The organism is Bradyrhizobium sp. LCT2, assembly GCF_009931255.1.
Taxonomy (GTDB): Bacteria; Pseudomonadota; Alphaproteobacteria; order Rhizobiales; family Xanthobacteraceae; genus Bradyrhizobium; species Bradyrhizobium diazoefficiens.
In genome coordinates, this window is record NZ_CP034432.1 from 8,647,001 (window position 1) to 8,673,667 (window position 26,667).

General features: G+C 65.1%; 25 protein-coding genes. 4 read left to right on the forward strand and 21 right to left on the reverse strand.

The genetic code is table 11. From position 1 onward, the window contains the following. Nucleotides 1-16: 16 nt before the first annotated feature. Nucleotides 17-679, reverse strand: coding sequence for a TetR/AcrR family transcriptional regulator (locus EI171_RS40850; protein WP_028172993.1), 663 nt, complete (start codon nt 677-679; stop codon nt 17-19). A 107-nt stretch (nt 680-786) separates the two neighbouring features. Here EI171_RS40850 and EI171_RS40855 point away from each other — a divergent pair, with 107 nt between their 5' ends. Continuing rightward, entirely contained in the window at nt 787-1,431 is a 645-nt protein-coding gene (locus EI171_RS40855; RefSeq protein WP_011089910.1) for a glutathione binding-like protein, read from the forward strand. A 51-nt stretch (nt 1,432-1,482) separates the two neighbouring features. On the opposite strand, the gene EI171_RS40860 is transcribed toward EI171_RS40855, so the two are convergent. From EI171_RS40860 to EI171_RS40895, 8 genes are all read right to left on the reverse strand, one after another. Further along, on the reverse strand, nt 1,483-2,787 hold the full coding sequence (locus tag EI171_RS40860; protein ID WP_011089911.1) for a TRAP transporter large permease: 1,305 nt from the start codon (nt 2,785-2,787) through the stop codon (nt 1,483-1,485). A gap of 31 nt (nt 2,788-2,818) precedes the next feature. Then, nucleotides 2,819-3,412, reverse strand: coding sequence for a TRAP transporter small permease subunit (locus EI171_RS40865; protein ID WP_028172992.1), 594 nt, complete (start codon nt 3,410-3,412; stop codon nt 2,819-2,821). A gap of 8 nt (nt 3,413-3,420) precedes the next feature. Further along, the gene (locus EI171_RS40870; protein ID WP_161536561.1) at nt 3,421-4,419 is read right to left on the reverse strand and encodes a TRAP transporter substrate-binding protein; all 999 of its coding nucleotides are present in this window, start codon (nt 4,417-4,419) and stop codon (nt 3,421-3,423) included. Nucleotides 4,420-4,449: 30 nt separating this feature from the next. After that, nucleotides 4,450-6,108, reverse strand: a complete 1,659-nt coding sequence (locus tag EI171_RS40875) for a hydantoinase B/oxoprolinase family protein (RefSeq protein ID WP_161536562.1) — start codon at nt 6,106-6,108, stop codon at nt 4,450-4,452. A gap of 2 nt (nt 6,109-6,110) precedes the next feature. After that, the gene (locus EI171_RS40880) at nt 6,111-8,195 is read right to left on the reverse strand and encodes a hydantoinase/oxoprolinase family protein (protein ID WP_161536563.1); all 2,085 of its coding nucleotides are present in this window, start codon (nt 8,193-8,195) and stop codon (nt 6,111-6,113) included. A gap of 141 nt (nt 8,196-8,336) precedes the next feature. Then, the gene (locus EI171_RS40885) at nt 8,337-9,158 is read right to left on the reverse strand and encodes an NAD-dependent protein deacetylase (RefSeq protein ID WP_161536564.1); all 822 of its coding nucleotides are present in this window, start codon (nt 9,156-9,158) and stop codon (nt 8,337-8,339) included. Nucleotides 9,159-9,304: 146 nt separating this feature from the next. Further along, entirely contained in the window at nt 9,305-9,709 is a 405-nt protein-coding gene (locus EI171_RS40890) for a hypothetical protein (RefSeq protein ID WP_161536565.1), read from the reverse strand. Nucleotides 9,710-9,754: 45 nt separating this feature from the next. Further along, nucleotides 9,755-10,534, reverse strand: coding sequence for a sensor histidine kinase (locus EI171_RS40895; RefSeq protein ID WP_060910231.1), 780 nt, complete (start codon nt 10,532-10,534; stop codon nt 9,755-9,757). A gap of 745 nt (nt 10,535-11,279) precedes the next feature. Between EI171_RS40895 and EI171_RS40900 the strand changes: the two genes are divergently transcribed. Next, complete coding sequence (locus EI171_RS40900; protein WP_161536566.1) at nt 11,280-11,540, forward strand: DUF1488 domain-containing protein; 261 nt, start codon at nt 11,280-11,282, stop codon at nt 11,538-11,540. Nucleotides 11,541-11,593: 53 nt separating this feature from the next. Here the strand turns inward: EI171_RS40900 and EI171_RS40905 are convergent, their stop codons facing one another. Next, entirely contained in the window at nt 11,594-12,430 is an 837-nt protein-coding gene (locus EI171_RS40905; RefSeq protein WP_161536567.1) for an SDR family oxidoreductase, read from the reverse strand. 73 nt (nt 12,431-12,503) lie between these two features. Next, the gene (locus EI171_RS40910) at nt 12,504-13,823 is read right to left on the reverse strand and encodes a solute carrier family 23 protein (RefSeq protein WP_161536568.1); all 1,320 of its coding nucleotides are present in this window, start codon (nt 13,821-13,823) and stop codon (nt 12,504-12,506) included. Between the two features lie 139 nt (nt 13,824-13,962). Between EI171_RS40910 and EI171_RS40915 the strand changes: the two genes are divergently transcribed. Then, the gene (locus tag EI171_RS40915; protein ID WP_028172985.1) at nt 13,963-15,291 is read left to right on the forward strand and encodes a dicarboxylate/amino acid:cation symporter; all 1,329 of its coding nucleotides are present in this window, start codon (nt 13,963-13,965) and stop codon (nt 15,289-15,291) included. A gap of 191 nt (nt 15,292-15,482) precedes the next feature. Here EI171_RS40915 and EI171_RS40920 read toward each other — a convergent pair whose 3' ends face one another. The 10 genes from EI171_RS40920 to EI171_RS40965 all read right to left on the reverse strand — a co-directional run bounded on the left by EI171_RS40920 (nt 15,483) and on the right by EI171_RS40965 (nt 25,419). Beyond that, nucleotides 15,483-17,096 carry an ABC-F family ATP-binding cassette domain-containing protein gene (locus EI171_RS40920; RefSeq protein WP_161536569.1) on the reverse strand — a complete coding sequence of 538 codons (1,614 nt, stop codon included), beginning with the start codon at nt 17,094-17,096 and terminating at the stop codon, nt 15,483-15,485. A 163-nt stretch (nt 17,097-17,259) separates the two neighbouring features. Further along, nucleotides 17,260-17,607: a RidA family protein gene (locus EI171_RS40925; RefSeq protein ID WP_027545617.1), complete on the reverse strand. Its 348-nt coding sequence runs from the start codon at nt 17,605-17,607 to the stop codon at nt 17,260-17,262. Between the two features lie 15 nt (nt 17,608-17,622). After that, nucleotides 17,623-18,744, reverse strand: a complete 1,122-nt coding sequence (locus EI171_RS40930) for an FAD-binding oxidoreductase (RefSeq protein WP_161536570.1) — start codon at nt 18,742-18,744, stop codon at nt 17,623-17,625. Beyond that, the gene (locus EI171_RS40935) at nt 18,741-20,159 is read right to left on the reverse strand and encodes an NAD(P)/FAD-dependent oxidoreductase (protein ID WP_161536571.1); all 1,419 of its coding nucleotides are present in this window, start codon (nt 20,157-20,159) and stop codon (nt 18,741-18,743) included. Before EI171_RS40935 ends, EI171_RS40930 begins: the two co-directional genes overlap by 4 nt. After that, entirely contained in the window at nt 20,156-20,452 is a 297-nt protein-coding gene (locus tag EI171_RS40940) for a (2Fe-2S)-binding protein (protein ID WP_011089927.1), read from the reverse strand. Before EI171_RS40940 ends, EI171_RS40935 begins: the two co-directional genes overlap by 4 nt. A 27-nt stretch (nt 20,453-20,479) precedes the next feature. Continuing rightward, nucleotides 20,480-21,616: an FAD-binding oxidoreductase gene (locus tag EI171_RS40945; protein WP_161536572.1), complete on the reverse strand. Its 1,137-nt coding sequence runs from the start codon at nt 21,614-21,616 to the stop codon at nt 20,480-20,482. Between the two features lie 8 nt (nt 21,617-21,624). Continuing rightward, entirely contained in the window at nt 21,625-22,431 is an 807-nt protein-coding gene (locus tag EI171_RS40950; protein ID WP_011089929.1) for an ABC transporter permease, read from the reverse strand. Next, nucleotides 22,428-23,327: an ABC transporter permease gene (locus EI171_RS40955; RefSeq protein ID WP_011089930.1), complete on the reverse strand. Its 900-nt coding sequence runs from the start codon at nt 23,325-23,327 to the stop codon at nt 22,428-22,430. Before EI171_RS40955 ends, EI171_RS40950 begins: the two co-directional genes overlap by 4 nt. Then, the gene (locus EI171_RS40960; protein ID WP_060910221.1) at nt 23,324-24,361 is read right to left on the reverse strand and encodes an ABC transporter ATP-binding protein; all 1,038 of its coding nucleotides are present in this window, start codon (nt 24,359-24,361) and stop codon (nt 23,324-23,326) included. Before EI171_RS40960 ends, EI171_RS40955 begins: the two co-directional genes overlap by 4 nt. A gap of 23 nt (nt 24,362-24,384) precedes the next feature. Further along, the gene (locus tag EI171_RS40965) at nt 24,385-25,419 is read right to left on the reverse strand and encodes an ABC transporter substrate-binding protein (protein WP_161536573.1); all 1,035 of its coding nucleotides are present in this window, start codon (nt 25,417-25,419) and stop codon (nt 24,385-24,387) included. Between the two features lie 276 nt (nt 25,420-25,695). Between EI171_RS40965 and EI171_RS40970 the strand changes: the two genes are divergently transcribed. Then, nucleotides 25,696-26,595, forward strand: a complete 900-nt coding sequence (locus EI171_RS40970; protein WP_011089933.1) for a LysR substrate-binding domain-containing protein — start codon at nt 25,696-25,698, stop codon at nt 26,593-26,595. The last annotated feature ends 72 nt before the right edge of the window (nt 26,596-26,667 follow it).

Consider the following 26,667-nt stretch of genomic DNA (forward strand, 5'->3'; position numbering starts at 1 on the left):
TTGTCCGGGACGACAGCTAGGGTCTGACCCCCACCATCACGTCGATCGCGCCCTTCACGATTGCTTCCAGATCTTTCCGCGAGACACGCGCGCGCGAGCGGATGGCGATCGAGTGTACCGTCGCTGATGCAAGCTGGGCCAGCACGGCCGGGTCGGCGCTCTCCGGCAGTTCGCCCTTCTCCTTGGCGCGGCGGAAGCAATTCGCAAACGCCTTGTCGAGCTCGGCGAGACCGTCGAGCACCATGGCGCGGATGTCGGGATCACCGACCGCTTCGGACGCCGCCGTCACCACCGTGAAGCAGCCGCGCGGGCCCGTTTCGCCGGACAGATAGATGTTCAGCGCGGAGGCGAAGATGCGCTCCAGCCGCTGGCGCAGCGGCATCTCCTCGCGAAAGATCGCGGCCATGGATGCCCGCGCGTCCTCGCGGTAGCGCTGGTAGCTCTTGATATAGAGCTCCCGCTTGTCGCCGAAGGCCCCGTAGAGACTCGGCCGGTTCATGCCTGTGGCCTCGCTGAGATCGTCGAGCGAAGTCGCGGCAAAGCCCTGCCTGCGGAATAGGTCGAGCGCCTTGCCGAGCGCGACATCGGGCTCATAGGCCCGCGGACGGCCGCGGCGCTTAGGTTCGCCGCGGCGCTCGGGCTCATTGGCAGCAGTTGGCGGCTTCGATTTTTGTACCATTTCGCAAATTAATCCTTGACCGCCGATATATTATGCAACACAGTACAAAAATCAATCTGGCCAGGTTGAGCGATACCCGAAAGAGGAACTGCCCAAGGAGGCTACAGATGGATCTCTATTTCTCGCCGCTCGCCTGCTCGATGGCGACCCGCGTCGCGCTGTACGAAGCCGGCGCCGAGGCGAATTACCTCGAAGTCGATCCGCCGACCAAGAGGGTGCTGAAGGACGGCACCGATTTCCGCACCGTCAACCCGATCGGCCTCGTGCCGACGCTGCGCACCGACGAGGGCGTGGTGCTGACCGAGAACGCGGCGATCCTGCAATATGTCGCGGACCGCTTCCCGCAATCCGGCCTCGGCGCGAGCGCGGGCATCGAGCGCACCCGACTGCACCAGTGGCTCTGCTTCATCGGCACCGAACTGCACAAGGGGCTGTTCATTCCCGTGCTCGACCGCAAGGCGCCGCAGGAGACGAAGGCCTACGCGCTGGAGAAGAACCTGTCGCGGCTCGATTATCTCGACAACTACCTTGAGGGACGCGACTTCCTGCTCGACCATTTCAGCGTGGCCGACGCCTATCTCGTCACGGTCATCAACTGGACTATGGCGACGCCGCCGATCGAGCTCGCCAAATGGCCGAACGTGAAGGCCTATTACGAACGCCTGCGCCAGCGGCCGTCGGTGGCGAAGGCGATCGCCGAGGAGTTCGAGTTGTACAAGGCCGAACAGGCGCGGAAGAAGGCGGCGGCGTAAGCTTCGTGAATCAAGACGCCGTCCCGGCTATGTCGCCGGGGCGGCGCAAATCTATCCGTACAGCACCCGCGGCAGGATCGTGACGATCCCGGGCCACAGCGTCAGCAGCAGCACGAAGCCGACCATGATCATGAGATACGGCATCGTGACGCGCGCGATGTAGCCGAGGCCGTCTTCGGTCAGGCCCTGGATCACGAACAGGTTGAAGCCGACCGGCGGGGTGATCTGCGCCATCTCAACGGCGAGCACCAGGAAGATGCCGAACCAGATCTCGTCGAAACCTGCGCCCTTCACGATCGGCAGCACGATCGGCAGCGTCATCACGATCATCGAGAAGCCATCGAGAAAGCAGCCGAGGATCAGGTAGAAGATGATCAGCACCACGATCAGCATGAAGGGCGACAGGCCGAGGCCCTTGACGAAGGCGGCCACCGCCTGAGGAATGCCGAGGAAGGCTGCGGCATTGCCGAGGATCGAGGCGCCGAGCACGATCAGCGCGATCATCGAGCAGGTCACGACCGAGCCGATCAGCACGTCGCGCATCACCTGCTGCGACATCGAGCCTTGCGCCCAGGCCACCAGCCCCGCCCCGAGCACCCCGACGGCGGCGGCCTCCGAGGGCGTGGCGAGCCCGCCATACATCGAGCCGAGCACGCAGGCGATCAGGAACAGCGCCGGCGCGAGATCCTTGAGCGCCGCAAAACGCTCGCCCCACGGCACCTGCGAGAGTTTTGCTTCCGTCTCCGGCACCATCGAGGGCTTGAGGGTCGTGTGCAGCATCACCCAGCCCATGAAGGTCGCCGCCAGCAGCAGGCCGGGCAGCACGCCGGCCGTAAAGAGCTTGAGAATGGAGACGTCGCCGAGCACGCCGTAGATGATCATGATGTTGGACGGCGGGATCAGGAAGCCGAGCGTGCCGGCGCCTGCGAGCGAGCCGATCGCGATGTCGCGCGAATAGCCGCGGCGCAAGAGCTCGTTGAGCGACATGCGGCCGATCACCTGCGTGGTCGCCGCGGACGAGCCGGAGATCGCCGCGAAGATGGTGCAGCCGATCACGTTCACATGCAGCAGCCGGCCCGGCAGCAGACCGGCCCAGGGCGCAAGTCCCTGGAACAGCGAGCGCGACAGGCGGGTGCGGAACAACAATTCGCCCATCAGGATGAACAGCGGCAGCGCCAGCAGCTCCTGCGTGGTCAGAATGTTCCAGGCGTATTGCGGCAGCAGCTTGTCGAGCGGAATCGAGCGGAACATCGCCAGCAGCAGCGTGGCGGTGAGCGCGAGCGTGAGACCGATCCAGACACCGCCTGCCAGCAGCGCGAACAGGATCCCAAACAGGGCGACGACTTCGATGGTCATGCGATCTTGAATCCGGGTGCGGGCAAAACGATCATTCGACGGGCGAGGCCTTCATGCGGTGATCCTCGAGCGGCAGGCCGAGGATGGCCTGGATCGCGCGCGCCAGGAACTGGAGCGTAAGCAGCAGCATGCCGAAGGTGACGACGGCTTCCGGAAACCACAGCGGCGTGTCGCTCGAGGTCGAGACCTGGCCGCGCACATAGGCGCCGTAGGCGAACTTCGCCATCGCGGAGGTCAGGAACGCCATGAAGGCGAAGCCGGCGGCGGCCGAGAGGATTTCGATCGCACGTTGGAACGGTGCGGGGACGTTCTTCAGCAGCAGCACCACGCGGATGTGGCCGCCGACGCGCAGGGTCATGGCGGCGCCGAAGGTGAAGGACGCCGCCATCAGGTAGGAGGAATATTCCCACGCGATCGAGATGGTCGGCGGGAAGAACGGCAGGAAGTTCGAGAGGAAGCGGGTTGCGACCTCGCACAGCATCAACAGCGTCAGCGTCAGCAGACAGCCGCCGCCGATCCAGCCGTCGAGCCGGCCGAGACGGTCGATGCCGTCGAGCAGGATGCGCAGCGGCGCGGGCGCAGCTGCATTGAGACTTTGCGGTGCTGCGGGCGAAACGCTGACCATGGCTTGGCTCAGCGCTTCATTTCAGCGAGATAGGCCCGCACCGGCTTGTCGGCCGCCGGCACACGCTTGAGGAAGGCGTCGAGCTGCGGCGCGGTCTTGGCCCGGATGTCCGTCATCATCGCCTCCGAGACCGGGATCACCTCCATGCCGCCTTCCTTGAGGCGGTTGAGACTGTCGACGTCGGCCTTGAGCGAGTTCGCCCAGAAACCCGGCTCCATCTTGGCGGCGGTATCCGCGACGAGCTTCTGCTGATCCGCGCTGAGCGCCTTCCAAGAGTCGAGATTGACCGTGAGCATCTGCGACGACCAGACGTGGTTGGTCGGGTAGATGTACTTCAGAAACTCCCAGAACTTACCGTCGACGCCCGACACCGCCGAGGTGGAGACGCCCGAGACCGCCCCCGACGCCAGCGCGGGGATCGTCTCGCCCCAGGGGATCATCACCGGCGCCATGCCGACCACCGCCAGCATGTCGACGGCGTTCTTGTCGGGCACGCGGATCTTGATGTTCTTCAGGCCATCGAGGTCGGCGACCTTGACCTTGAGATGCAGGTACTGCGTCGGCCACGGCACGATGTAGAGGATCTTCTGATTGTTGCGCGCGGCGACCTTCTCGTATTCGGGCCGCACATATTTGTGCAGCACCTTGAGCTCGTCCATAGAGCTGCACAGGAAGGGGATGCTCTCGACGCCCATGAAGGGCTCATCGCCGACCTGCTGGATGTTGAGAACGTCGGCGAGCGGCACGAGGCCATCGCGCACGGCGCGCAAGTGCTCGGGGCCCTTGAAGCCGAGCTGGCCGCCGGCCTTCACGGTGATCGCGACCGAGCCGCCGGTCTGCTTCTTCACCTCCTCGGCAAACGCCATCGCGTTCTGGGTGTGGAAATTGCCGTCGGGCCAGACCGTCGACATGTCCCAGCTTGTCGTTGCGGCCCGCGCGCGGGTCGAGATGTGGCCGGCGGCGAGCAGCGTCGCTGCGCCCGCAGTGAAGTTCCGTCGCGTGATCATTGAGCCCCTCCGTTCACGACGCCTGACGCGTCACCGCGTGTACCCATAAACCGCAACCGCGTTGTCCGCAGACACGAGGCCGCTTTCGATGTCGTCGTTGACGGCCGCGCGCGGCCGCTCAGCCGGATCGCCGATGCCGGCGCCGCCGGGCGTCAGCACCACCAGCCGATCGTCCGGCGGCACCTGCTGAAAGCCCTTGCCACGCAGCTTCTTGCCGGATTTCAGGCCGACATAGCCGACCTCGCCGTTCCGGCCGCCGTCGCGGCCGCGCGGCGGATGATCGATACGATCGAACGCTGCCAGAATGTCGAACGGCGCGTCGACGCCGCTGCCGACCTCGATGATCTGGCCGAGGCCGCCGCGGGTGCGCCCTGCTCCGCCGGAATCCGGGCGCAGCTCCTTGCGCCAGAAGATCAGCGGCGTCTGTGTTTCCGCGATCTCGACCGGCGTGCCGCGCACGCCGCTGGGATAGGCGGTGGCCGACAGCCCGTCCTTGCCGAAGCGCGCACCGGTGCCGCCATTACTGGTGACCGCCATCGAGAACCCGTAATTGCCGCCGACGCCCGAACGGGTCTGTCCGCGCACATTGAGATTCCACAGGCATGAGGTGCCTTCCGCCGGTACGCGCTCGGGAATGATCTGGCGCAGGCAGCCGAACACGACGTCGGGCAGCATCTGGCCGATGATGTGGCGCGAGGCGACCGGCGCAGGCTTCGGCGCATTGAGGATCGCGCCAGGGGGAGCCGACACCGTCAACGGCGAGAGCGAGCCGGCATTGTTCGGGATCTGCGAGGCGACGACGCAGCCGAGGCCGAACACGGTGTAGGCCGTGGTGTAGGACAGAGGCACATTGATGCCGAACTTCGAGGCGGCCGAGGTGCCGTCGAAATCGACGTGAATGCCCGCGTCCGAGATCGTCAGCGTTGCGGCCAGCGTCACCGACGCGTCATAGCCGTCGACGACCATGGTGTTGCGCCAGCTTCCCTTCGGCAGCTTGGCGATCTCGGCCAGCACGGCCTCGCGCGAGCGGTCGCAGATGTAGTCGCCGAGCTCGTCCAGCGTGTCGATGCCGAACTCGGTCATCATCTCGACCAGGCGCTCGCAGCCGACGTCGTTGCAGCCGGCGAGCGAATAGGTGTCGCCCTCGGTGTCGATCGGCAGCCGCGTGTTGGTGCGGATCATCGCCATCAGCGTCTCGTTGACGACGCCCTGGTCGATCAGCTTCAGCATGGGGATGTAGAGCCCCTCCATGAACACGTCGGTGGCATCGGGCCCGAAGCCGATGCCGCCGATGTCCATGAGATGGCTGGTGCAGGAGAACAGCGCGACCGGCTTGCCGTCCTTGAAGCAGGGCGTGGTGACGACGAAGTCGTTGAGGTGGCCGGTGCCCATCCAGGGATCGTTGGTGATGTAGGCGTCGCCCTCCTTCATCGTCTCGATCGGGAAGCGGTCGATGAAGTGCTTGACCGATTCCGCCATCGAGTTGACGTGACCGGGCGTGCCGGTGACCGCCTGCGCCAGCATCCGCCCCTTGAGGTCGAACACGCCGGCGGAGAGATCGCCGCATTCGCGCACGATCGGGCTGAACGCGGTGCGGAGCAGCACCTGCGCCTGCTCCTCGACCACGGCGATCAGCCGGTGCCACATGATCTGAAGGTCGATCAGGCTCGCGCCATTTGCCTTGCTCATGATCAAGCTGCCTTCCGTTCCATGACGATGCTGCCGGCACCGTCGATATGGGCGTCAAAACTGTTGGAGACGAAGGTCGAGGTCTCATCCTCCGCGATCACCGCGGGGCCGGCAATCGTCGCCCCCGGCGCCATGTCCTCGCGGCGATAGAGCGGGATCTCGATCACCTCTCCGGCCCGGCCGTCGAAGAATTTCCGGCTGCCGGACGCCTTGCCCGCAGGCATGCGTGCGACGGAAGCGACGACGGACGGATTGCGCGCATCGGTGGTCGCGAGCACCGACCAGCTCAGGACCTCGATCGCAGCGCCCGGAATCGACCGCTCGAACATGGAGGAATAATCCGCCTCGAACTTCTGGCGCAGGCCGGCGAGATCGGCTGAATTCAGCGGCCGGTTCGGCAGCTCGACGCTGATCTCGTGGCCCTGGCCGACATAGCGCATGAAGGCCGCGCGGCGTTCGCGCACCGGCGCACCGGCAGCACCAGGCTCGACCAGCGCACGCGCCTCGGTCGCCATCTCCTGCAAGAGGTCGGAGACCGCTTTGGTGTCGAAATCGTCGAGCCGGACGTGACGGCTGCGCACCAGTTCGTAAGCGATGGGCGCCGCCAAAAATCCGACCGCCGAGCCGACGCCGGCGTTCGACGGCACGATCACCCGGGAGACACCAATCTTCTCGGCGACACGCGCCGCATGCAGCGGCGCGGCACCGCCGAAGGCGATCAACGTATGCTGGCCGACCACGGCGCCACGCTCGACCGCGTGTACGCGTGCCGCGCTCGCCATGTTCTCGCAGACGACCTCGTGCACGGCATAGGCCGCGGTTTCCGCCGACAGGCCCAGCGGCTCGCCGACGCTGCGGAGCAGCGCTTGCTTCGAGAGCTCCGGGTCGAGCTTGATCGTGCCCCCCGCGAAGGCGTCGGGATCGATCATGCCAAGAGCGACGTCCGCATCGGTTACGGCCGGGCGCTGGCCGCCGCGGCCGTAGCAGGCGGGGCCCGGCTCCGACGACGCGCTCTCGGGGCCAACGGTGACGCGCTTCATCGCGTCGACATGGGCGATCGAGCCGCCGCCGGCGCCGATCTCGACCATCTCGATCACGGGAATGCGAACCGGCAGGCCGGAGCCTTTCAGGAAGCGCGCGGCGCGATCGACCTCGAACACGCGCGAGGTCTCGGGCTGGTATTTCTCGATCAGGCAGATCTTGGCCGTGGTGCCGCCCATGTCGAACGAGAGCACCTTGCTCTCGCCGAGACGCGCCGCGATCTGCGCCGCGAAGATCGCGCCGCCGGCGGGACCGGATTCGACGAGGCGCACCGGATAGCGCCGCGCCGTCTCGATCGAGGTGACGCCGCCGCCGGACGTGACGAGATAGATGGCGCCGCGGAACTGCTCGACCTGCAGGGCATCGGCCATGCGGGCGAGATAGCCGTCGATCAGCGGTTGCACATAGGCGTTCGCGACCGCGGTAGACGTGCGCTCATATTCGCGGATCTCCGGACACACCGCCGATGACACCGTCACGGAAACGCCGGGCATCTCCTCGCTGAGGATCGCGGCTGCGCGGCGCTCATGCTCGGGATTGGCGTAGGAGTGCAGGAAGGCGATTGCGACGCTCTCGACCTTCAATTCACGCAATTTTGGCGCGAGTGCGCGCACCGACGCCTCGTCGAGCGGGAGGCGGATGGCGCCGTGCGCGTCGATGCGCTCGGGCACGGTGAAGCGCAGACTGCGCGGCGCCAGCGGCCTCGGCTTGTCGATGGTGAGGTCGTATTGGTCGTAGCGGCTCTCGGTGCCGATATCGAGCACGTCGCGAAAGCCGTCGGTCGCGATCAGCGCCGTCTTGGCGCCGCGGCGCTCGATGATGGCGTTGGTCGCGAGCGTGGTGCCGTGAATGAAGACGTCGATGTCGCTGATATGCGCGCGGGCATCGGCGAGAATGAGACGCATCCCGTCCAGCACCGCCTGTTCGGGCCGCTGCGGCGTCGTCAGCACCTTGCGCGTCTTGCGCACCTCGCCCATGTCCAGAACGATGTCGGTGAACGTGCCACCGATATCGACGGCAAGCCGCACCTCGGCTCCCTCATGCATTCCAAAATTCTCCGGCTGATCGTCAAGACTGGGGACAAAAACGCAGCAATTTCCGTGCCATCAGGCATGCCGGCAACGCCGCGCCCGGCTATTCTGCTTGGCACCCATGCAATAGGCAAGGCGTGTTCGCCCCGCACGCGATCAGAGCAGGAATGCAAGCGCCGCTTCGCAGCGCTCCTCGACCTTGAGCGTCAGGAGATCGTCGGCGCGGGTGCGCCCGAGATTGACCGCGGCGATCGGGATCTGCCGCTGCGCGGCAGCCTGCACGAAGCGGAAACCGGAATAGACCATCAGCGAGGAGCCGACGATCAGCATCGCGTCAGCCTGCGACAGATGGTCCTGCGCGGTGGCGACGACGTCGCGCGGCACGTTCTCGCCGAAGAACACGACGTCGGGCTTGAGGATGCCGCCGCAGGCTTCGCAGGCGAGCACCTTGAACGACGAAAAATCCGCGTGCTCCAGATCGGCATCGCCATCAGGCGCATCCGCGGCATCGAGCGCGAGCCATTCTGCGTTGGCGCGGCCAAGCGTATCCTGGAATTCGCTCCGCGGCGTCTTCGCCCCGCAACCCATGCAGCGGACCAGATCGAGCCGACCATGCAGGTCGATCACCTGCCGGTGGCCGGCGGATTGATGCAGCCGGTCGACATTCTGGGTCAGCAGCATCCCGCACCGCCCGTTCGCCTCGAGCCGGGCCAGCGCATGGTGCGCATCGTTCGGCCTCGCCTGACCGAACCGCCGCCAGCCGATCAGGCTGCGTGCCCAATAGCGCCGGCGCGTGTGCTCCTCCGACATGAAGGCCTGGAAATTGACCGGCTGGGTCCGCTTCCAGTTGCCATGGCTGTCGCGATAATCGGGAATGCCCGAATTGGTGCTGCAGCCGGCGCCGGTCAGCACGAACAGACGTTGGTGCCGGGCGACGAAATCCTGGAGCGGTTGGTTTGCCAGCGGAGCATTTGACATGGCGCAGATGTAGTCCGCGCCGCGACATTTTGCCAGATCACTCCCGGACCGGCGGATCGAAGCCGGCGACGGGTTGATCCGCGCCGGAGAAATGCCGGCGGCGAATGCTCGCGCACCCGTTTGTTCTGCCCCGAACACATCACCCGTCAGATCCTGCTGGGATCGGTGTCATGCCTGTGCTTGTGAAGAAACCGGGCTATCTGCCCACGGAGCGCCGCCGTGTCCAACAATGTTCCGACCGATCCGGCGGTGTCGAAGATCTCCCGCTGAAGCGTCGTCGGCAGGGAATTCCATTGCATGATGACGGCCGCGCCGAGACACCGCAAGACACGCTCTTCCTCCGCCGCCAGGGCTGCGCCGCGCAGTCGCTCCGTCCCCCCGGCGTTCACGGCATCCACGTATTGGTCCGCGAGGACCTGCTCGTTGTCCGCGCGCGATGCAAGGCTGTCCTGCAGTTTTTCGAATTTGCGGGTATCATCCTTGCCGGGCGAACTCCTGGCCAGTTCGCCATACGCGGCCGCTCTTGCACGATACTGTAGAAATTTGAACATGCCGCCTCCTTTCGTTGAAAGTCTCGGCGTATTTCAGCCTGCCGGCTAGGCCGGCATCGGGACACTCAGAGAAGCCAATGGAGCGTCGAACGTGTACGCGAAGCCCCTCTCCGCGTAGGTCAATTGCACGTCGCCCTGGAGTTCGCGACCCAGCGTCTCGATCAATCGCGTTCCGAAGCTGCGCTTTGCGCGTGACTGGATCACCGGACCATTCTTCTCGATCCAGGTCAGGCGCAAGCGTTGCGTCTGCGGATCGATCGTCCAGTGGAGATCGACGCACCCCTTTGGAGCGGAAAAGGCTCCATACTTCGTGGCGTTCGTGCAAAGCTCATTGAGCGTCATCGCGACCGCGACCACGGCACCCGAATTGATCCGGAGATCGGGCCCCGAAATCGAGAACTTCGATTCAGCAGGATCGTCGAAAGCTTCGACGGCGCTGCGGACGACCGCCCCGAGGTCGGCGCTCGACCAGCTCGCCCGCACGAGGAGATCGTGCGCCCGGCCAAGCGCAAGCAGCCGCCCCGCGATAGCCTGCTGTGCGTGCGCCAAGCCTTGCTCGCCGCGCAAGCTCTGGGAGACAATGGCCGAGACGGTCGCGAGCGTGTTCTTGATGCGGTGGTGCAGCTCTTCAAGGATCAGCTTTTGCAGCTTCTCGGACGTCTCTCGCTCCCTGGCGTCGATGCCCGCCCTGGCAAGCAGGCCCCTTGTGTTGATCTCGGCCTGGGCAAGGAGAAGCCGCAGGCTGACATTCTCTGCCGCCAGAGCATCCTCATGCGATTCTCCGCCGCCGAGGTGCTGGCCCGTGCGGAGATCGATCTCGAGCATTGGCGGCTGTGTCACGAGGGTTGCTGCCGGACCTGGTTTCAGTGGAACGCTCCGTCACGAAGGCGGGATTTCAGCGGCGTCGTGATCTTGCTTGGGTGCCTTCGTTGTCGAGAAATACGCGAGGATTTCAGCGGCATTTCCGAGAATCGCGGCCCTGCGCATTGCCGCCGTACGTTTGTCACCCGACGGCATCTCGCGAGCTCGACGGAGGGCGTCGATCGCCCTCGAGTTCAACTCGCAACCCACCGACGGCTGAATTGAATCCGATGAGGTGCTTGCCTGATCCGACGGCGAAGGCGCGCCGAAACCGACTACCATTGAATCAGCATCGAAACGGCGATCACCAGCACGAAGAAGATGGGCAGCAAGACCGGAGGTACGAGCCACTCGCGAAGGGTGAATCCGGGGGAAACCGACATATTGACCGCCTCTTGGTCGCGGCGGGAGCGCAATGCTCTCAGTCACCGATAACGGCCGAGGGGCGAGCGGTGATCGACGGGATATAGTCACCTTTCGCCGAATAGCGAGGTTTGCGACGAACTATTTGTCGCGAGCAGCATCGAACCGGGTTGTATCCTTGTCGCCAGATCATCATTTGAAAGAGGCGCAACCGGTTCGCTCTTGTCAGGTCTCGACGAAACGTCCGTGTACCTGACGTACGCAAGCCGAGCGTCGGCCACCCAGCGTGCCCCCGGCTCAAACGGCGTGAAGGCGCACGGCACCTGCAACCTGATCGGCCCGAACCATGATTGATTTTCCAAATCACAGTCGCTCATATGACCGGACACGCCATGCCGTGCGGTTCTGGGGACACGACAGCGCCATCGAGGCCTCGTTCTTCATCGATGAAGGCGCGTTGATGCGGATTCAACCGGGCGTCCATGCGACCGAATCGGGACTCCTGAACGCGTTCGATTGCAATCGCGACTTGATATGTGCCACCGCGGCCAGGAAGTATGTGCGCGGCAGCAGAGGCTCCTACGACCTGCTCGCAGGAGATTTCTGAAGCGATCGGCACGAGGGTGAAGAGTTCGTGGCTTCGTCCGTGAGCCCACGTTTCTAGCTTGCCCAGTTCTCGCGAAACTCGGGGAACATGGTCAGGCCCCCGCAGGCATAGATCGTCTGCCCGGTGATGTAGCTCGCATCGTCTGAAGCAAGGAAGGCGAACACGGCGGCGATCTCTTCCGGCGTGCCGACGCGGCCGAGCGGAATATGGCTGGTGACGACGCCGCGCTTTTCCGGGTCGCCCGTCCAGGTCGCGTTGATCGGCGTGTCGATCGCGCCCGGACCTACCGCATTGACACGGATGCCGTGCTTCGCGAATTCGAGCGCCAGCGTGCGCGTGAGGTTGGCCAGGCCGCCCTTGCTGATCGAATAAGCGAGATAGCCGGGCTTCGGAATGATCTGGTGGACGCTGGAGCAATTGATGATGCTGCCGCCTCCGCCGCGCGCGACGAAATGCGCCAGCGCCTTCTGCGCGCAGAGCACGGCACCGTTGAGATTGACGTCGATGATGCGGCGATAGATTTCGACGTCGAGCGCATCGCTCGGCGATTCCCGCTGGAAGCCGGCATTGTTGACGAGACAGTCGAGGCGCTTCCAGCGCGCCAGGATGGTCTCGAACATCGCGGCGATGTCCTGCTCGCTGCCGATGTCAGCCTGGACGATGACATGATCGAGCCTGCCGTGGCCACGGTCGCCCGATGCCGTCCGCGCGAGCGCGAGCGTCTCTTCGGCCTTCCCAGGGTGATCGAAATAGTTGATGGCGACGGTCGCGCCTTCCTGGGCGAGCCGGACGGCAACGGCACGGCCGATGCCTTGCGAGGCGCCGGTCACCAGCGCGTATTGGCCAACGAGGCGCGAGGGAAAGGGGATCGAGCGGTCGGTCTGTGGCATGAGCTTTCTCCGGAGTGCCTCATCATCGACGGAAACGACGTTTTGTTCCATCACACCAGCGCAGCCCTGGGATTCATTCCGCGTGTTGCGCGAGGGAAGAGGTGAGGATCTGATAGAGGATGATGGCGCCGAAGGTCGCGGTTCCGATCCCGCCGATCGTGAACGCGCCGAATTTGAGCGTGAGGTCGCCCGCGCCCGCGGTCAGCGCCACGGCGACGGTAATCAGGTTCGCGGGATTGGCGAAGTCGACCTTGTTCTCGACCCAGATCCGCCCGGCCATCGCCGCGATCAATCCGAACAGCACGATCGAGAGGCCGCCGATGACGGGACCCGGGATCGACAGGATCAGCGCGCCGAATTTCGGCGAGAAGCCGAGCAGGATCGACACCGTGGCCGCCAAGGCAAACAGCAGCGTCGAATAGACCTTCGTCGCCGCCATGACGCCGATGTTCTCGGCATAGGTGGTGACGCCGGTGCCTCCGCCGCAGGCTGCGACGATCGTGGCCAGGCTGTCGGCGAACAGGGCGCGGCCGAGATAGGCATCGAGGCTGCGGCCTGTCATGGCACCGACGGCCTTGATGTGCCCGAGGTTCTCGGCGACGAGGATGACCGCAACCGGCGCGATCAGAAAGATCGCATCGGCCTGGAAGGTCGGCGTGGTGAATTTCGGCAGGCCGAGCCACGACGCGGCCGAGAGCTGTGCGAAGTCGATCGGCTTGCCGAAACCGAGGCCGTTCGCGAACAGAAAATACAAGAGATATCCGCCGATCGCCCCGAGGATGATCGGCAGGCGGCGCCACAGGCCTGGAGCTGCAACGGCGACCACGCCGATGATGAGAACGGTCGCAAGCCCGATCCAGGTGTCGAACGCATTGGCGCTCACCGCCTTGACCGCGACCGGCGCGAGGTTGAGACCGATCGCGGCGACAACGGCGCCGGTGACGGCCGGCGGCATCAGGCGCTCGACCCAGCCGACGCCCGACCACATCACGATCAGCGCAATCGCGCCGTAGAGCACCCCGGCTCCGACAATGCCGCCGAGCGCAACGGAGATGTTCGGGTTCGGCCCCTGCCCGGCATAGCCCGTGGCGGCGAGGACGACGGCGATGAAGGCGAAGCTCGATCCGAGATAGCTCGGCACGCGTCCGGCGACGATGACGAAGAAGATCAACGTGCCGACGCCGGAGAACAGGACCGCAACATTGGGATCGAACCCCATCAGCAGCGGCGCGATGATCGTCGAGCCCGACATCGCCACGCAATGCTGCAGACCGGAGACGATGGTCTGGCCCCATGACAGCCGCTCCTCCGGCATGATCACGCCCGAGGTCTTGAGTTTCCAGCGCGGAAAATAGCCCTGCGTCTGCTCGTCCGAGCCTGTCGTGGTTGCCATGCTCCCCCCGTTGCGGTGCAGCGATTGATCTTCGTGCGATCCGACAAAAATGTGATTGTCGCTTCTGCGGCGGCCATCACATGATGCGAGTCATGCAAGATTCAAATCTTGCAAAATCAATGCGTTCCGGGCTCATCATATGACACAGATCGCGATCCAGCCAGCCATCCGTCGCCGGCATCAGCCCTGGTACAAGATCCTCTACATCCAGGTGCTGATCGCGATCGTGCTCGGAGTGCTCATCGGCTATTTCTATCCCGATTTCGGCAAGGAGCTGAAGCCGCTCGGCGACGGCTTCATCGCGCTGATCAAGATGATGATCGCGCCGGTGATCTTCTGCACCGTGGTGCACGGCATCTCCTCGATGGGCGATCTCAAGCGTGTCGGCCGGGTCGGGCTGAAGTCGCTGATCTACTTCGAATCGGTCTCGACCGTCGCGCTCGCGGTCGGCCTCTTGGTCGGCGAGGTGCTCCAGCCCGGACACGGCTTCAACATCGATCCCGCCACGATCGACCCGAAATCTGTCGCGACCTACGTCACCAAGGCCAAGGAGGAAGGCATCGTCGCCCATCTGATGGCGATCATCCCCGACAGCTATGTGGGCGCCATCGCACGAGGCGATTTACTCCAGGTGCTGCTGATCTCGATCCTCTCGGGCTTCGCCATCGCCTTCCTCGGCAAGGCCGGCGAGCCGATCGCGGATGCGATCGACAAGGCCGCGAAGATGTTCTTCGGCATCATCCGCATCATCGTGCGCGTCGCTCCCGTTGGCGCCTTCGGCGCGATGGCGTTCACCGTCGGCGCCTACGGCCTCGGCTCGCTGCTCAACCTCGCCGCGCTGATCGGCACGTTCTATCTCACCAGCATCCTGTTCGTGCTGATCGTGTTGGGCGCAATCGCCCGGCTCGCCGGCTTCTCGATCCTGCGCTTCATCGCCTACATCAAGGACGAGCTGCTGATCGTGCTCGGCACGTCGTCGTCGGAGACTGTGCTGCCGCAGATGATCCAGAAGATGGAGCATCTCGGCGCCTCCCGCTCGGTGGTCGGCCTTGTCATCCCGACCGGCTACAGCTTCAACCTCGACGGCACCAACATCTACATGACGCTGGCAACGCTGTTTCTGGCGCAGGCGACCAACACGCATCTGACGATCTGGCAGGAGCTCGGCATCCTCGGCATCGCCATGATCACCTCGAAGGGCGCCTCGGGCGTGACCGGCGCCGGCTTCATCACGCTCGCCGCGACGCTCTCGATCGTGCCAGACATCCCGATCCAGTCCATCGCGATCCTGGTCGGCATCGACAAGTTCATGAGCGAGTGCCGCGCGCTGACCAATCTGATCGGCAACGGCGTCGCCTGCGTCGTCATCAGCATCTCCGAGGGCGAGCTCGACCGCGACGCGCTGCACGAGACCATGGCCCATCCGCTGGAGATCGGCGAGGCGCTGGAACCGGGCGGCAGCGCGTAAAGCGACACGGATCGACGGCAGGAGCAACCCGGTTCGACGCGGTAGTTTCCCGGAGTGGAAAAATAGTGAGATACGCGTCACAACAATGGCATTGGGATTACCGATTGATAGTCAATCTTTCCGCCCGACGCGCTGGGGGCAGGGCGTCGGGCTTTTGAAAATCTCCGCGATATCCGGACGGCGAGGCGGGATCAGAGGATCCGGCCATCGGCGCCAGGCACCTCGGCGGCCAAATCGAGCCGCCGCGTAATTCTTATCGCCTGCAAGAATGCCTCGTCATGACTGACGACGAGCAACGCGCCATCATAGGCCCGCAAGCCCGCTTCGACGGCTTCGATGGACGCGATGTCCAGATGGTTGGTCGGCTCGTCCAGGATCAGCAGTGAGGGCGGCGTCGCCCCGCCGAACACGCAAGCAAGGCCGGCACGAAGCAGCTGTCCGCCGCTCAGGCTCCCGGCGATCTGCAAGGCAGCGTCGGCGCGAAACATGAAGCGCGCAAGGGCGGCATGGCACGCATTCATGCCCGCCTCTGGATTGAGGCGCCTGAAATTGTCCAGGATCGAGATCGCGGGATCGAGCAGGCTGACCGTCTGGTCGAACAGCGCGAAGTCGGGCTTGACCCTCACCGTGCCCACAAGGGGACACATCTCGCCGGCAATGAGCCTCAGCAGCGTCGTCTTGCCTGAACCATTTGGCCCGACCACCGCCACACGCTGTGGCCCGACGATCGCGAACGACAGATCCCGCAGGATCGCGCGCTCCGGATGATAGCCGGCGCTGACCCGATCGAGCCAAACCACCTCCCTGCCCGCCGGCAGGTTTGTCGACGGCAACCTCACGGACAACGGCTGGAGAATCTCGACGCGGCGGCGCGCCGTGTCGACGGCCTCGAGCGCTTCCGCGCGCCGCCGCTCGGCAACTTGCGCCGTCTTTCCGCCGGTGTCCTCGCTGCGATCCTTGCGCGCGCCAGCCAGGATGCGCGGCATGTCGCCCTTGGCACGCTTCTTCCTGCCGCCGCTGTCCTTGCGCGCCTTCCTCTCCATGGACTCCTGCGCCTTGCCGTCGATCTCGGACAGCCGCTTCTCGGCATAAGCAAGGTCGTGCCTGACGGCAGCGAGCTCGACGGCCTTCTGCTCGCGGTACCGGCTCCAATTACCGCCGTATCGCGTTGCTCCGAGCGACGTCAACTCGACGATCGCGTCCATGGTTTCGAGCAGGCCCCGATCGTGGCTGATGACGATCGCACCGCCGCGCCAGGCGGCGAGGAGATCGATCACGGCCCTGCGTCCAGCCTGATCGAGGTTGTTGGTGGGCTCATCCAGCAGCAGGAAGTCGGGCTCGGCGAACACCAGCGCGGCAAGACGAACCCGCGTCATCTGGCCGCCGGACAGGCAGGACAGCTCCGTATCAGGGGCAAGATCGAACCCGACGCGCGCCAGCGCGGACGCGAGCCGTGCTTCGAGAGTCCAGTCGATCGCAGCGATGTCGTCGGCGGAGGCATCGCCCCGCGCCGCGCGGCCAAGCAGCTTCAGCGCTTCCCGCACGCCGAACAGATCGGCCACGGTCGCGCCCGCAAGCAGTTGAACGTCCTGGCGCAGCAGGCCGACGGTTCCGTTGGTCAGAATGCGCCCCGACGTGGGAACATGTTCCCGGCAAATCGACGCCAGCAGCGTCGATTTGCCGACGCCGTTGCGGCCGACGAGACCGGTTCGCTCGGCCGCGAATGACAGATCGATACTGGAAAAAAGAGAACGGCCGTCAGGCGTGGACAGCGACAGGTTCGACAGGATGATGGAAGCAGGCATGGAATTCCCCGTGAGCAAGGCGGATCGGCGTTGCGGTCGGGGTAAAGTCCATGGCTGCGAAGTTCCTGATCGAGATGCCTCTAACTAGTCCGGAAGGCGAGCAAGATCAAGCCAAGGGGACGACAGCGCGTCGTGCGCTGCCGTCCCCCGTCGGCGGATGCCGTCAACCCTTGAGCGCGGTGACCACGACTTCGATCAACGCGCTGCCGCCGAGATCGGCGACGCCGACGGTGGCGCGGGTCGGCAGATTGTCGCCAAAGAACTCGGTCCAGGCCGCGTCCATCTCCTTCTTCTTGGAAAGATCCGTGACGAAAATCGAGGCGCTGACGACGCGGCTCTTGTCGGTGCCGGCCTCTTTCAGATAGCCGGCGATCTTGCCGAGAATATTGCGGGTCTGATCGCCCATGGAAACCGACGTGTCGTCGGCGATGGTGCCGCCGAGGAAGACGAAGCCGTTGGCCTCGACGGCGCGGTGCATGATGGGCGTGCGGATGCTGCGGGTGATGCTCATGATGTCCTCTTGTTGCTAGAGCGTGGAAGGGTGGAAACGGTCGATGCCGAGATCGCCGATGCGGGTCTGGGTGCCACCGTTGACGATCAGCTCCGCCATCACGGCCCCGGCGCCGGGACCGAGCTGGAAGCCGTGCAGCGAGAAGCCGAACTGGTGATAGAGGCCCTTGTGCCGCGAACTCGGCCCGAACACGGGGATGTCGTCCTTCATCTTGGCTTCGATACCGGCCCAGGCACGAACGATCGTCGCGTTGCGCATCACCGGAAACAGCTCGAACACGGTGCGCGCGCTGATCGCGAGGCTCTTCCAGTCCAGCACCGTCTCATTGCGGTCCTGATAGGGCGTCGCGAGATGCCCGCCGCCGATCAGCACGGTGCCGTTCGAGAACTGCTTGAAGGACAGCTTGCGGCCGCGCAGGATCACGACGGGATCGATGAAGTGCGGCACGCGCGAGGTGATCATCAGCATCGGGGCCACGGTTTCGACCGGCACCGGCTCGCCGAGCGCAGCCGCGATTGTCCCGGCCCAGGCGCCGGCAGCGTTGACCAGCACCGGCGCGGCGTAGGTGTCGGAGCCGACATCGACATACCAGAGGCCGTCGTTGTAGCGGATGTTGCTGGCCGCCACGCCCTCGCGCACGGTCGCGCCGAGCTGTTCGGCCTTGCGGCGGAACGCGGTCGTCGTTTGCGCAGGATTGGCCGCGCCGTCACGGCGCGAGACCACGCCGCCGGGGCAGGTCTCGGCCACCGCAGGCACGAGGCGGCGAAGTTCGGTGGCGTCGATCAGCTCTTCATGGGTGAAGCCGAGCGCATTGAGCTCGGCGACGCGCGCGCGGCAGACCGCGAGCTCTTCCTCGTTCTCGGCGACCAGCACCTGGCCGTGGCTCTCGAAGCTGCAATCGTCGTCGAGGAGATCGGTGATCTTCTCCCAGATCCCCATCGAGCGGATCGAGAGCGGGATCTCCGGGACGTGCCGCGCAAGCTGGCGCACGCCGCCGGCATTGACGCCGGAAGCATGCCGGCCCGCATAATCCTTCTCGATCAGCACCGGCTTCAGGCCGGCGAGGCACAGATGCAGCGTGGTCGAGCATCCGTGGATGCCGCCGCCAATGACGATCGCATCCACGTTTCCAGTCATCCGCGCACCACGGCCTTGACGTCGTCCTCGGTCTTGGGAACGGCGGCAAGCTCGGCGAGCGTGATCGGCTTCACTGGCGCACGCAGCCGGTAATAGCCGATCTCCTGCGGGCTCTTGGCCCGGGCCTGCGCCATCAGCTCGGTGACGGTGAGGCCGCAGAGCCGGCCCTGGCACGGGCCCATGCCGGTGCGGCGATAGGCCTTGAGCTGGTTCGGCCCGGTCGCGCCGATCGCGACGGAATCGAGAACATCCTTCGCGGTCACCTCCTCGCAGCGGCAGACGATGGTATCGCCCGAGGGAATGCGGAACTGCGGCGCCGGGCGGAACAGCGTGTCGAGAAAAGCGCGGCCGCGCTCGGCCTGGGCGAGAGCGGCGCGGAGCGTCGCCATCGATGCGAGCTTCGCGGCAGCCGCGGGCGCCAACGCTTCCACCGCCGCGCGCGCCGCGATGCGGCCACGGACCACGGCGGCATTGGCACCGCCAATGCCGGCGCCGTCGCCGGCGATCGCGATGCCGGCGACCGACGATGAGCCGTTCACATCGAGCACCGGCGACCAGCACAATTGCAGCTCATCCCAACGATGCTCGACACCGGCTGCCATCGCCAGATTGACGTTAGGTACGACGCCCTGATGCAGCAGCAGAAGATCGACGGGAAGCGTCTCGCGCTTGCCTCCGGCGACATAGCTCACATTGGCAAGCTGGCCGTCACCCGACGCGGAGAGCTCGGTGACGCCGGAGACGACCTGCACCTTCGCCTTCACCTCGCGCATCATCGACAGGCCCTTGGCGAAATAGGGCGAGGTCAGGAAGGCGAAGGCATGCGGCAGCGCCGCGAAATAATTGCCGCGCTCGGTGGTGTCGAGGATGCGGTCAATGCGGCCGCCGAGACGAAGGATCTGCGCGGCGAGCAGCCAGAGCAGAGGCCCCTGCCCCGCGATCACGGTGCGGCCATCGGGCACCAGCGCCGATGATTTCAGCATGGTCTGCGCGGCACCCGCGGTCATCACGCCTGGCAGCGTCCAACCGGGAATCGGGAACGGCCGCTCCAGCGCGCCGGTCGCCAGGATCACACGCTTTGCCTTGACGAAGGCCGAAGCACCACCGACAGAGACGGCGATGTCGAGATTGCGGTCGAGGCTCCAGACCGTCGCACGCTGGATGACTTCGGCATTGCTCGCGCGCAGCGACTGCACGAGATCCGCGCCGGCCCAATAATCGGCACCGAGCTGGCTGCGCTCTGTCACCGGCGCCGAAGCGATCGCGCGAAACACCTGGCCGCCGGGGCCGATATTCTCGTCGAGTAGCAGCGTCGACAGGCCAGCCTCGGCCGATGTCGCGGCGGCGGCGAGGCCGGCGGGCCCGGCGCCAATCACCACGACGTCATAATCTTCGCGCTTGGGAGCCACAGTCATCTTCCGATCTCCCGCTTGCCCTTCTGGATCTCGATCTGCATGCCCTCGGCAACGGGCACGATGCAGCCCTGCCGGTTGCCGACCCCGTCGATGGTGACGAGGCAGTCGAAGCACACGCCCATCATGCAGTAAGGCAGACGCGGCGCGCCGCTCACCGCGGTGGAACGCCGTGCATCCTGGCCGGAGGCCAATAGCGCGGCGGAGACGGTGTCGCCCTGGCGCGCCGCGACGGCAACGCCATCGACGAAGATCTGCACTTGCGGGCGTTTGTCCTGTTCGGATCGTCTAAACATGGGATGCCTCTTGGCTCCTTGATATCTCTAGTAGCCGCTGTTGTTCGCAGCGCCATCGCCGCCAAAACGGCTCGCGGAGAACGCGCCGACCAGCTCCGGCTCGAGCGCGCCCTGCGCCACCATGCGCGCGATCTCGAAGGCGTGGTTGGAGGCGAGTGTCACGCCGGAATGGCAGCAGGCGACGAAGGCGCCGGGATGCGTTTCCGACTGGTCGTAGATCGGAAAGCCGTCCTGCGGCATGACGCGGATGCCGGCCCAGCTTCTGATAACGTTGAGCCGCGACAGATGCGGGAACATGCGCTGCGCGCGATCGGTCATCACCGCGCTGATCGAATGCTTCAGCATGCGATCGTCCAGCTCGTCCTCCTTGCTGTCGCCGATCATCACCGTGCCCTCGTCGGTCTGGCGGATCGTGGTCAGCGGATGCGGCAGGAACGGCATGGTGCGTTCGGTCACCACGATCTGGCCGCGGGTCGGGCCCATCGGCGCGTAGAGGCCGACCATCGGCGCGAGCGTCTGGTTGGCATTGCCCGCGGCAAGCACGACCTTGGCGGCACGAAGCTCGCCTTTCGGCGTGGTCAGGCGGAATTCGCCGCCGCTCTTGCTGATCGCCGAAACCGGCCGCTCCGGAAGATAATCGATGCCGAACGCCATAAAGCCGGTGTGGAAGGCGCGGAACGTGCGCAGCGAATTGACGTGGCCGTCGAGCGGACAATAGCTGCCACCGGAAACCTCCGGCCCGATCAGCGGCAGCGCCTTCTTCACCTCGGACGCCGGCAGCATCTCCATCTTGTAGTCGGCGGCGCCGACCTGGTTGTGCATGCGCTTGACGAGCTCGGTGCGCTGGCCGAATTCGTCCTCGCCGAGGGTGAGATGGAAGCCGCCATTTTGTTGCAGCGAGACATCGAGGCCGGTCTGCTGCTTCAGCTCGGAGGCAAGCCTGCCCCATGCCTGCGACGCCTGCACGGTCCACACCGTATAGGCCGGCATGCCCAGGCCCTTGCTCTGCACCCAGACCAGCGCAAAATTGGCGCGCGAGGCGCGCTTGGTGATGTCGCCTTCGTCGAGCACGGCGACCTTCTTGCCGAGCCGGCCGAGGCCCCAGGCAATGGCGGAGCCGAGCAATCCGCCGCCGACGACGGCGACGTCGTATTCTCCTGACATGAGTTCTCCTATCGTCCCGTATCGCCCTTGCCGGCGAGCACACGGTCGAGCCCGTAGAAGCGGTCGAGCAGAATGAGGGCGGTCATGGTGATCGCGATCACGCAGGCCGAGACCGACGTCACCAGCGGATCGATGTTGTCCTGGATATAAAGGAACATGCGCACCGGCAACGTCTCGGTGCCGGGCGCCGCGAGGAAGACGGTCATGGTGAGATCGTCAAAGGACTGGATGAAGGCCAGCGCCCAGCCGCTGATGACGCCGGGCAGGATCAGCGGCAAGGTCACGCGGCGGAACAGCGTCCAGCCGCCGGCGCCGAGCGAGACCGCCGCCATCTCGACCGAAAGGTCCATGCCGGTCGCGGCCGCAAGCGTCAGCCGCAGCGCGAACGGAAACACGATGATGACATGCGCGATGATCAGCGCCGCGAAGCTGCCGCCGAGGCCAGCCGAGGTGAAGAAGCGGAGGAAGGCGATGCCGAGCACGACATGCGGGATCATCAGCGGCGACAGGAACAGCGCTGCCAGCGCATCGCGGCCGCGGAAGCGATAGCGCGCGATCGCGAGCGCCGCGGGCACCGCGAACAAGAGCGCCACGAGGGACGACAGCGCACCGAGGCCGAGGCTGACCCAGAAGGCGTGGATGAATTCAGGATAGTTCGCGATGGTCCTGAACCAGCGCAGCGAAAAGCCGTTGGTCGGCAGCGACAGGAAGCCTTCGGGCGTGAAGGCGACGAGGCAGACCACCAGGATCGGCGCCACCATGACGATGACGAAGACGGTGTGGAAGATCAGCGCCAGCGGGCCGTTCCGTCTCATCGGAACACCTCCGCGTAACGCCGCTCGATCAGGGCGTTGCTGCCGACGACGATCAAGACCAGCGCAACCAGCAGCAGCGTCGCGACAGCCGCGCCGAGCGGCCAGTTCAGCGTGTTCAGGAACTCGTCATAGGCCAGCGTCGCCGCAACCTTGAGCCGGCGGCCGCCGATAATCGCGGGCGTCGCAAAGGCGCTGGCCGAGAGCGAGAACACGATGATCGCGCCCGACAGCACGCCCGGCATGATCTGCGGCATGATGATGCGGCGAATAGTGGTGATCGGACCTGCACCAAGCGACATCGCGGCGTTCTCGATCTGCGGATCGAGCCGCTGAAGCGCGGCCCACACCGACAGCACCATGAACGGCATCATCACATGCGCCAGCGCGATCACCATGCCGGTCTCGGTGAACATGAAGGGAATCGGTGCACGGATCAGCCCGGCCGACATCAGGAGCTTGTTGACGAGCCCGTTGTTGCCGCCGAACAGCAGCGCCCAGCCGAGCGTCCTCGCCACCACGGAGATCAGCAGCGGTCCGAGGATGACGAGCAGGAAGAAGCTCTTCCAGCGTCCGCTCATGCGGTTGAGGATGTAGGCTTCGGGCGCACCTAGCAGGGCAGTGAGGAGAGTCGTCAGGATCGCGATGCGAAACGTCCGCCAGAACATTTCGGCGTAGTAGGGATCGGTCGCGATCTCGTGCCAGTTCTTCAGGATGAAGACCGGCTCAATGCCCTTGTACTGGCCCCAATCGTGGAACGACAGCATCACGGTCATCGCGAGCGGAATCAGCAGCACGCCGACGAACAGCATCAAGGCGGGCGCGGAGAGTACCCATGGCGCGCGTGCGATGCGCGCATCGGCGGCCCCCGGCGGAGCCGTGTCTGCGACCGCACTCATGCGGCAGCTCCGCGCACGCTCATGTCCTCAGGTCGCCAGGCAAGACGAACGGTCTCGCCTTCGGCCGGCTGTGACTGGCCGTCATTCTGGCGGATCACGATCGCAGGACCGCATTCGCTGTCGCACTGGAACAGCCAGTGATTGCCCTGGAAAATGCGCGTGACGATCTTTGCGCTGAGGCCCGCATCGCCAAAACCGATCCGCTCGGGCCGAATGCTGACGGTGACGGGACCGCTGAGGCCAACTGGTGCCGGCGCGCTCCAGGAGCCCGCCACCAGCTTCGCGGGCGCCGTGGCCCGATCGATCGTCGCGGCAAAGTCGTTGGTCTTGCCGAGAAACTGCGAGACGAAGGCCGAGGCCGGCTTCTCATAGGTCTCCTGCGGCGTGCCGATCTGCTCGATCTTGCCCTGGCTCATCACCACGATGCGGTCGGACAGCGACATCGCCTCGTTCTGGTCGTGCGTGACCAGGATCGTGGTGGTGCCGATGGTGCGCTGGATCTGGCGCAGCTCGATCTGCATCTCCTCGCGCAGCTTGGCATCGAGGTTCGACAGCGGCTCGTCGAGCAGCAGCACGCTCGGCTTGATCACCAGCGCACGCGCCAGCGCCACGCGCTGCTGCTGGCCGCCGGACATGCGGCGCGGATGGCGATCCTCGTAGCCGGCGAGGCCGACCATCGCGAGCGCGGCGCGAACGCGCTCGGCCCTTTCGGCGCGCGGCACCTTGCGCATCTCGAGGCCGAAGGCGACGTTCTCCGCCGCGGTCATGTGCGGAAACAGCGCGTAGCTCTGGAACACGATGCCGAGGCCACGCCTGGCCGGATGGATCGCGGTCAGGTCCTTGCCCTCGAGGCGAATCGCGCCGCGCGTGGGATCGAGGAAGCCCGCGATCATCTGCAGGGTCGTGGTCTTGCCGCAGCCGGACGGGCCGAGGAAGGAGATGAACTCCCCCTTCCCCACCGACAGACTGAAGTCATCGACCACAGTCTGTGCTCCGAACTGCTTGGCGACCCGATCGAGCTCGAGATAGGCCATGACGCTGTCTCCGCCGCGAACGATCAGCGTTCGACTTCGCGATTCCAGCGCTTGGTCCACTCCTCGCGCTTCTCGTTGATGACCGTCCAGTCCGGATTATAGAGCTTTGCCGCGCGCTCGCCGATCGGCGCCATCTTGCCGAGCTCCGGCGGGATCGCCAGCGATTTCAGCACCGGGCCATAGCCGTAATCCTTGAGCATCACGAGCTGGATTTTTGGATCGAGCAGCATCTTGACGAAGCTGGACGCGAGCGGCGAAGCGTTCGGCTTGGTGATCGGACAGGCGGTCGTGAGCAGCGTCGCCGCGCCCTCCTTCGGATAGACGAAGTCGACGGGGAAGCCGGTGTTGGCGAAGCTCTGCACACGGCCGGTGCCCCACACCGCGATCACGGCCTGGCCGGACTGGAACAGCTCGGTCATCTTGCCCGGCGACGGCTCATAGGCGAGCACGTTCGGATTGATCTGCTCCTTGAAGATCTTGAAGCCGGAATCGACGTTGGACTCGCCGCCGCCGTTCATCTTCGACAGCATCACCAGCGCTTCGAGACCGTAGGTGTTGTTGATCGGCGGGATGACGAGCTGCTTGGCGTATTTCGTGTCCTTCAAGTCGTTCCACGAGGTCGGCGGCGCCCAGCCTTTCTCGGCAAACACCTTGGTGTTGTACATCAGCCCGGTCGCGACGATGCCGATCGCTACAGCGCGATCGTCCTTGAAGCGGGCGGTGTCGTAGAGATCGGTGGGCAGGCCCTCGAGCTTGCCGCAGAAGCCGAGCTGGATCGCCTGGTACATCGGGCCGTCATCGACGATGGCGACGTCGATCTGCTGGTTGCCCTTCTGCGCCTGAAGCTTGGCCAGCGTGTCGGTGGAGTTGCCGGCGACGTATTCGACCTTGACGCCGTTCTCCTTCTCGAAGGCCGGGATCACCTCGTCGCGAATGGTCTTCTCGAACGAGCCGCCATAGCCGGCGACATAGAGCGTTTTCTGCTGGGCCGAGGCGGCCGAAGAGGCGGCAACGAGAGCCGCGATGCTGACCGCTGTCAGAAGGCGAAAAGTCTTCATGTGGACCGATCTCCAATACCGGAATGAGGTGACGCGCCGACGTGTTTCGCTGACTGAAGCGCCTTCCGCATCTCCTTCCGCGCAAATTCCTCCCCGATCAGGGCTCCGGCCCCCGTTCGGCGGGTTTTGGCGCGATCTGGAGGTCCAAACCCCTCCAATCTGCCGAAAAAGCGGGCTGTCTCCAGTCCTGATGAAAAAGATCGCAAACCTATACTTCCATCGTCCAATGAATAATGGCACCCTCTGCATGCCTAAATGTTATGAATGGAATTTGGTATGGCGCGGATCAATTCGCGGCAGGTGGAGGCCTTCCGCGCGACGATGCTGACCGGCAGCGTGACCGAGGCGGCGGCGCTGATGACCGTGACGCAACCGGCGGTCAGCCGGTTGCTGCGCGACCTCCAGGCGCTGTTGAAAATGGAGCTGTTCGAGCGGCGCGGTACCGGCCTGGTGCCGACTGCCGCGGCGATGGCGCTTTACACCGAGGTGGAGCGCTCCTTCGTCGGACTCGAACGCATCACTGCCGCGGCCGAAGAAATCCGCGGCCGCCGCACCGGGTCGTTGCGGATCGCCGCGCTGCCGGCGCTCTCGAACGGCTATCTGCCGCGGCTCGCCGGGCATTTCCTGAAGGAGCGCCCCAACCTCAACCTCGCCTTCTTCGGGGTGATCTCGCCGATCGTGGTCGACTGGGTGCTGAACAATCAATGCGACATCGGCTTTGCCGAGGTGCCGATCGCCCATTCCGGCCTGCCGAGTCTGCGGCTGCCGGCGCTGGCGCGCGTCGCAGTGCTGCCGACCGGTCATCGCCTCGCGGAGAAAGAGGTGCTGGAGCCGCGCGATTTCGAGGGCGAGACGTTCATCTCGCTGTCGGCGGGATCGTCGAGCCGGCACCTCGTCGACCAGGTCTTCCATCGCCATGATGTCCGCCGCGTGCTGCGGGTGGAGACCACGCTGTCGGAGATCATGTGCGGCATGGTGTCGTCAGGACTTGGCGTCGCGATCTGCGATCCCTTCACCGCGCAGGAATTCTCCACCCGCGGCGTCGTGGTGCGCCGCTTCCTGCCGCGCATCGACTTCGAATTCTCCGCGGTCTTTCCGGCGCAGCGCAGCCCCTCGCCGGTGGCGCTGGATCTGGTCGAGACCATGCGCAAGTCGCTCGCGGAGTTCGAGGATTAGAATACCTTTGGATTGAAACGATTTGGGGATTGAAACGATTTGGCCACAGGCTCGCTTCAACCTCTCCCGCTT